Here is a 6,923-nt window from a genome sequence, read left to right as displayed (position 1 = left end):
GTTGCCAATCATTTTACTGGGAACCTCACGTTCACCGGTAGCGCGCAACTGTGACTTAATATGATTCAACGCCATTTCGACGTCATCGGCGCTTACCGGGCGTTTTTCCAGCGCTTTCAACATCCCGCTGCGCAGCTTGTCTTCATTAAACGGCTCACGAACATCATTGCTTTTCACCACGCGGGGCATGACCAGCTCCGCGACTTCAAAGGTAGTGAAACGTTCATTGCAAACCAGGCACTGACGACGACGGCGAACGGATGAACCCTCTCCAACGAGGCGAGAATCAATGACTTTGGTGTCCACGGCGAAACAGAATGGGCAGTGCATACGGCGTCCTGACGAGTGAGTTAACTGAAATCTATTTTAACCTGAACTGGCATGACAACAAAGACGAGACATTTTTGAGACAATGGATCGATGGCAAGCGCACCGTTGCGATCTACCATTACACCATCACCGGTTCAAGGAAACAGACACAATGACAAGACGTTACCTAAGATCCCTGTTGCTGGGAAGCGTTTTCGCCCTTAGCGCCTGCGCTCAGCAAAGCGAAGTGCGTCAGCTGCATCAGGATGTAAAAACCCTGAATAAAGAGATGACGAAGCTCAATGAGGAAACGGTCAAAATCACCCAGCAGAATGCCCTGAACGCCAAATCCAGCAGCGGCGTCTACCTGCTGCCCGGCTCCAATACCCCGGCCCGTCTCAACAGCCAGCTTGGCATGCTGCGTATGACCCTCAAAGATATCACGCCAAACGCTAACGGCACGCGCGCCACCCTGCGCATTCAGGGTGAATCCAACGAGCCGCTGCCCGCCTTTACCGGCACCGTTGAGTGGGGGCAGATCCAGGGTACGACCCAGGACTATCAGGAAGTGAACGTTAAAAACCAGCTTATCAGCGCCCCTGCCAGCACGCTTGCCCCGAGCGATGTCGACGTCGCGCTGCAGCTTGACGGTATCACCCCGGAACAGCTCGGTTTTGTACGCATTCACGACATCCAGCCTGCGATGGTGCAGCAGCAGTAGTCGATACTTCTTCTTTCCATTCGTCACATCTTAAGCCCGCCGGTTTGCACCCGGCGGGCTTTATTTATTGGCGACAGTGATAATCGCCAGTACAATCGCCGCCGTAAATTACACGCAAACGTGAACGCAATCGATTACGTATATGTCGGTAATGTGAAACAACACATATTTTTGTGAGCATTGATACTTATAATAGGCCCGCAGAAATTTGAAATATTTAGAAACGCAATGCGTCGACCCTTTCCTTCCCGACAGGGATCTTTCATTAGTGGCATAATTATGACTAAAACATTACTTGCAGCGGGCGCTGCACTGGCTCTCTCCACCTCCTTTGTCGTACAAGCAGAAGACAGCAAGCCGGAGTATGTTTCCGACTGGTGGCATCAAAGCGTTAACGTCGTCGGCAGCTACCACACCCGTTTTGGACCGCAGATCCGCAACGATACCTATCTGGAATATGAAGCGTTCGCTAAAAAAGACTGGTTTGATTTCTATGGCTACATGGACGCACCGGTCTTCTTCGGCGGTAACACCGACGCGAAAGGGATCTGGAACCACGGCTCACCGCTGTTTATGGAGATCGAACCGCGTTTCTCCATTGATAAGCTGACCAATACCAGCCTGGCGTTTGGTCCGTTCAAAGAGTGGTATTTTGCCAACAACTATATCTACGATATGGGCCGTAACGCCTCAGGCCGCCAGAGCACCTGGTATATGGGCCTGGGGACCGATATCGACACCGGCCTGCCGATGAGCCTGTCGCTGAACGTCTACGCAAAATACCAGTGGCAGAACTACCTGGCGGCGAATGAGAACGAGTGGGACGGCTACCGTTTCAAAGTGAAATACTTTGTGCCGATTACCCAGCTGTGGGGCGGCCAGTTAAGCTATATCGGCTTCACCAACTTCGACTGGGGTTCGGAACTGGGCGATAAAGACTTCCACGACCTGAACAACAAACGCGCCCGTACCAACGATTCCATCGCCTCCAGCCATATTCTGGCGCTGAGCTACGATCACTGGCATTACTCGGTCGTTGCCCGTTACTGGCACAACGGCGGCCAGTGGAACGACGACGCGAGCCTGAACTTCGGTAACGGCGATTTCAGCGTGCGCTCTACCGGCTGGGGCGGCTACCTGGTGGTAGGCTATAACTTCTAAGCCCTTTACGGCTTACTATCAGGCACCGATCGAGATTCTCGTCGGTGCCTTTTTATTGTTAAAAAGTAAACGGGCTCAGCCAGTAGCCGAGCGCCAGCAGAAGCGCCACGCACAGGCAGCGCCGGGGAAAGGTGGCGAACATTACCAAATCTCCTGAATCCAGGGTGTGCGCTGTTGCTCCTGACGCAGCTGTTCAAGCCGCCTGCGCAGGCGTAGCCAGTGGCCGACCCGTGATGAAAGTAAGCGCGTAAGCTGGATAGCCAGGTCACTGCCGCCGAGCAGCGCGCCACAAAAGGTGCAGATAACGGAAACCATAATTTTCAGCGCCCCGCAGACTGAATGCCAGCGCCATACGTTCCCCGCGCTCAACGCAAAGCCCGCGCCAAAAAGCAGCATCAATGCCATCAAGCCGGGGGCGAAGATAAACAGTACGCCCCGATAAAAAGCCGCCATGCTTTGGTCGCTGCGATACCAGTTGCCATTGGCGATGTAGCAGCCGCCGTCGGTGAAGTTATAGACGCCGATCGCTTTGTTTGAATGGTGGTTGAAAATGGTCAGCACATGGTCGCCCTGACTGATAAAAGGCGCATGGGTGCGATAGAAAAAAGGCAGAATTTTATCCAGCTGGCTGCGCAACGCCGGATCCCCCATCCGCCATGACAGCGATAATCCTCGTCCCTGACATACATAGACCAGCGCCGCGCCAGAGCTGTCAGCAACATACGATTTCCACTCCCCGCTTCTGACAGCCGAGACCGTGTGTTTTATTTCACTTAGCTGCGGGCCAAAGTCTGAGAAGCCTTCCGGCATCGCGTCGGGATACGGCGGGTTTAACAGCGCCGGGCCTATATCTTCACAAAAAGCGGTATCACCCCGCTTTGCCTGCTCAAGCCTGGCCTGGAGATCGCGAACCCGTGGAGAAAAGCGTAAACAGACCGCGTGAACATCGGACAGGCCCCAGGTCAGCAGCATCATGGTGACGGCCAGGAACAGCAGCGGCATCAGGAAAGCAAACCCCCAGCTAAACATCATCGAACCCGAGATAAAAAACGCCGGAACGCCCGTTAACAGGCGGCCAAGCGGTAAACGTAACGACGGGCGAGCGCCTGCGGTTTCAAGGGTGGTTGTGCCGTCTGTTAGCCAGTCAATCCAGTAGCTGCCATCTTTTAAACGGTGGGTGCCAAGGTGGAGCAGACTCTCTTTCTGCAGCTGGTCGAAGCCCGCCTCGTCCTGGAAAAAGCGCTTATCGGTATAAAAGGTGTGATGGCGGGTAACAAGACGCAGAAAACTGCTTTCGGGATCGTTGCCCACGGCAAAGCCGTGAAAGCGCAAGGTAAAATAGTGGGGTTTGTTCATAGCCGACATCCTTGTTGCCTGGAAAACCATCCGTGGTTTTCACTTTAGTTTTATTTTTTCTTGTTCAGCATCGCTTTAAGATCGGCGAACGGGTTATATGTCGCCTCGCCAATATCTTTTTGCGCATCTTCACCCGCCACGACCGTCGAGCCATACTGGTCCGCTTCGGTATATTTTGAGTGTTCATGATCGTGGCAGTAGAGGCAAAGCAGCTCCCAGTTACTGCCGTCTTCCGGGTTGTTGGTATGATCGTGATCGATATGGTGCACGGTCAGCTCGCGCAGGTTGGAGTAGACAAACTCCCGGGAACAGCGGCCGCAGACCCAGGGAAACAGTTTTAACGCCTTCTCACGATAGCCGCTTTCCAGCCGCGTATAGTTTTTCGGGATAATCGCCATGGCAACAACGTACCTGTTCAATGTAATGGTTTAGGGACAGTTTCACGCCTTGGGGAGTTTTTAGCAATGATCCCGTCATCAGGTATAAAAAAACCGCAGCGCTAAGGGCTGCGGTTTTTAAGGAAAAGCCAGATTACGGCAGAATTGACGGCTGATCCGCCCCTTCTTTTTCCACTTTCTGCTGGAGCAGATGCTCGCGCTTCATCCCCAGTTTCAGCGCCAGGGCGGAAGCCACGTAGATGGACGAGGCAGTACCGATGGAGACACCGATAAGCATGGTCAGCGAGAAGCCTTCCAGAATCGGGCCGCCAAACAGATAGAGCATCAGAATGACCACCAGGGTCGTGCCGGAGGTGATCAAGGTACGATGCAGCGTCTGGGTCAGCGACACGTTAAAGATTTCGTAAGGCGTTCCGCGACGAATTTTACGGAAGTTCTCACGAATACGGTCCGATACCACGATACTGTCGTTGAGCGAGTAACCGATTACCGACATCAAAGATGCCACGATAGTCAGGTCAATCTCGATATGAAACAGCGACAGCACCCCCATGGTGATCACCACGTCGTGTGCCAGTGCGATAACCACCCCTGCCGCCAGACGCCACTCAAAGCGGAAACCGACGTAAACAAGGATAGAGATCAGCGCAACAATCAGCGCCATCGCGCCGGTCTGGGCCAGATCGGCCCCTACGCTTGGGCCGACAAACTCGATACGCTTAACCGTCGCATTCTGGCTGCTGGTTTCATTAATGACCTTAACGACTTTGCTGCCCAGCTCCTGACCGCCGGTTTCGCCGTGCACCGGTGGCATACGCACCATGATGTCGCGGCTGCTGCCGAAGTTCTGCAGAAGCGGCTCTTCAAAGCCGGACTTCTGCAGCGCTTCACGCATCTGGTCCATATCGACCGGTTTTTCCAGCGTGATTTCGATAACCGTACCGCCGGTAAAGTCCAGCCCCCAGTTAAAGCCGCGCACGCCGATAATAACGATAGCGGCAATTAACAGCAGACCTGAGATGCCGAAAGCCCAGTAATCCCAGCGCATAAAGTCCCAGACTTTACGGCCGTAGTTCAATTGTTCAACAGTGTATTCCTGTGCCACAACGCACTCCTCAGATAGACAGCTTTTTAACGCGCTTGCCGCCGTACAGCAGGTTCACGATGGCTCGGGTGCCGATAATGGCAGTAAACATGGACGTTGCAATACCGATACCGGTGGTAATTGCAAAGCCTTTGATTGCGCCAGTACCAACCGCATACAGGATAAGGACTTTGATAAGCGTGGTGATGTTCGCATCAAAAATGGAACTAAACGCCCCACGGTAGCCTTCATCAATGGCCTGTTGCACCGTACGCCCGTTACTCAACTCTTCTTTGATACGCTCGTTAATCAGAACGTTGGCGTCAACCGCTACGGCAAGGGTTAACACAATCCCCGCAATGCCCGGCATGGTCAGCGTCGCCCCCGGCAACAGTGACATAACGCCGACGATCAGCACCAGGTTGGCGATGAGCGCGGAGGTCGCAATCAGACCAAACTTCTTGTAGAAGAAGATCATGAAGATAATCGAGACGGCCAGGCCAGCCAGACAGGCTTCGAGACCCTGAGTGATGTTCTGCATCCCCAGCGTCGGGCCGATGGTGCGCTCTTCAACGATCTGAATCGGCGCAATTAACGCACCGGCACGCAGCAGCAGAGAGAGCTGGCGCGCTTCGTTCGGATTGCTGATACCGGTAATACGGAAGCTGTTACCCAGGCGAGACTGGATATTGGCGATGTTAATCACCTCTTCCTCTTTCACCAGGATAGAGCGCCCGTTCGCGTCTTTCTTACCGCTGTCTTTATACTCCACAAACAGGGTCGCCATCGGCTTGCCGATATTGTCCTTGGTGAAGTTAGACATGATATTACCGCCCGCGCTGTCCAGCGAGATATTAACCTGCGGCTGGTTATACTCATCCATGCTGGAGGTGGAGTCGGTGATATGGTCGCCGGTGAGAATCACGCGCTTGTAAAGCACAACAGACTGCCCTTCACGCGTTTGCTTCACTTCGGAATCGCCCGGCACACGGCCAGCGGCGGCAGCGGCCTGATCGACATTGTTGTTAACCAGACGGAATTCCAGCGTTGCGGTCGCGCCGAGAATCTCTTTCGCCCGCGCGGTGTCCTGAATACCCGGCAGTTCAACCACGATGCGGTCCGCACCCTGGCGCTGCACCAGCGGTTCAGCCACGCCGAGCTGGTTTACACGGTTACGCAGAATGTTGATGTTCTGCTGAACGGCATATTCGCGGGCTTCGCTCAGACGCGCGTCGGTCATTACCGCCCGCAGCACGTTATCGCCCTGATTAGAAAGCACCAGATCGCGGTGACGCGCGGTAAGGTACGTGTTCGCCCGATCGCGAGCGTCGGAATCACGGAACTGGATACTGACGCCGTAGTTGTCTTCCTTACGCACGGTGGTGTAAGGAATGCCTTTCTCGCGCAGGTCGCTGCGCAGGCCGTCGATATTTTGTTCCTGCAGTTTGCCAAGCGCGGTGTCCATATCGACTTCCATCAGGAAGTGGACGCCGCCACGCAGGTCGAGACCGAGTTTCATCGGTTCGGCATTAATGGCGCTCAGCCAGCGCGGCGTTGCGGGCGCAAGGTTAAGCGCCACCACAAACTGGTCGCCTAACTCTGTCACCAGCGCTTCCCGGGCGCGCAATTGCACGTCGGTGCTGTCAAAGCGAGCGAGAATAGCGCCGTTTTCCAGTGCCACAGACTTCGCGTTGATTTTTTCTTGTTGTAGTGTTTTCTGGACCTGGATCAGCGTTTGCTCACTGGCGGCGGCTCCGCGCGCGCCAGTGATCTGAACAGCCGGATCCTCACCATACAGGTTGGGAAGTGCGTACAGCAGGCCGACGATAACCACGACGACCAGCATAAGGTACTTCCACAAAGGATAACGGTTTAACACGGCAGTTCCCTTTGG

At 54.4% G+C, this 6,923-nt stretch carries 7 protein-coding genes; 2 read left to right on the top strand and 5 right to left on the bottom strand.

Going from position 1 to position 6,923, the window contains the following annotated elements:
- Positions 1-330 (bottom strand): transcriptional regulator NrdR (gene nrdR, locus ENTHG_RS20985; RefSeq protein ID WP_044184551.1); only part of this gene is annotated, 330 nt, incomplete at its 3' end.
- A 151-nt stretch (positions 331-481) separates the two neighbouring features.
- Here nrdR and ENTHG_RS20980 point away from each other — a divergent pair.
- Together ENTHG_RS20980 and ENTHG_RS20975 are read left to right on the top strand one after the other, a co-directional pair.
- Complete coding sequence (locus ENTHG_RS20980; RefSeq protein ID WP_044184548.1) at positions 482-1,030, top strand: SadB/YajI family lipoprotein; 549 nt, start codon at positions 482-484, stop codon at positions 1,028-1,030.
- 279 nt (positions 1,031-1,309) lie between these two features.
- A complete protein-coding gene (locus ENTHG_RS20975; protein WP_044184545.1) occupies positions 1,310-2,191 on the top strand; it encodes a nucleoside-specific channel-forming protein Tsx in 882 nt (293 codons plus the stop codon).
- A 141-nt stretch (positions 2,192-2,332) separates the two neighbouring features.
- Here the strand turns inward: ENTHG_RS20975 and ENTHG_RS20970 are convergent, their stop codons facing one another.
- From ENTHG_RS20970 to secD, 4 genes are all read right to left on the bottom strand, one after another.
- The gene (locus ENTHG_RS20970; RefSeq protein WP_044184542.1) at positions 2,333-3,547 is read right to left on the bottom strand and encodes a hypothetical protein; all 1,215 of its coding nucleotides are present in this window, start codon (positions 3,545-3,547) and stop codon (positions 2,333-2,335) included.
- Positions 3,548-3,597: 50 nt separating this feature from the next.
- The gene (yajD, locus tag ENTHG_RS20965) at positions 3,598-3,945 is read right to left on the bottom strand and encodes an HNH nuclease YajD (protein WP_044184539.1); all 348 of its coding nucleotides are present in this window, start codon (positions 3,943-3,945) and stop codon (positions 3,598-3,600) included.
- 133 nt (positions 3,946-4,078) lie between these two features.
- Positions 4,079-5,050: a protein translocase subunit SecF gene (gene secF / locus ENTHG_RS20960; protein ID WP_044184536.1), complete on the bottom strand. Its 972-nt coding sequence runs from the start codon at positions 5,048-5,050 to the stop codon at positions 4,079-4,081.
- Positions 5,051-5,060: 10 nt separating this feature from the next.
- Positions 5,061-6,908, bottom strand: a complete 1,848-nt coding sequence (secD, locus tag ENTHG_RS20955; protein WP_071825917.1) for a protein translocase subunit SecD — start codon at positions 6,906-6,908, stop codon at positions 5,061-5,063.
- Positions 6,909-6,923 lie beyond the last annotated feature (15 nt).

The sequence above is a fragment of the Phytobacter massiliensis JC163 genome, from assembly GCF_000321045.1.
Lineage (GTDB): Bacteria > Pseudomonadota > Gammaproteobacteria > Enterobacterales > Enterobacteriaceae > Phytobacter_A > Phytobacter_A massiliensis.
This window is presented reverse-complemented; position numbering and strand designations above follow the sequence as displayed.

Bases quoted from the DNA above. Each gene is read 5' to 3' on its own strand.
- ENTHG_RS20980 (WP_044184548.1), top strand. From the start codon at position 482: ATGACAAGACGTTACCTAAGATCCCTGTTGCTGGGAAGCGTTTTCGCC.
- ENTHG_RS20975 (WP_044184545.1), top strand. From the start codon at position 1,310: ATGACTAAAACATTACTTGCAGCGGGCGCTGCACTGGCTCTCTCCACC.
- ENTHG_RS20970 (WP_044184542.1), bottom strand. From the start codon at position 3,547: ATGAACAAACCCCACTATTTTACCTTGCGCTTTCACGGCTTTGCCGTG.
- yajD (WP_044184539.1), bottom strand. From the start codon at position 3,945: ATGGCGATTATCCCGAAAAACTATACGCGGCTGGAAAGCGGCTATCGT.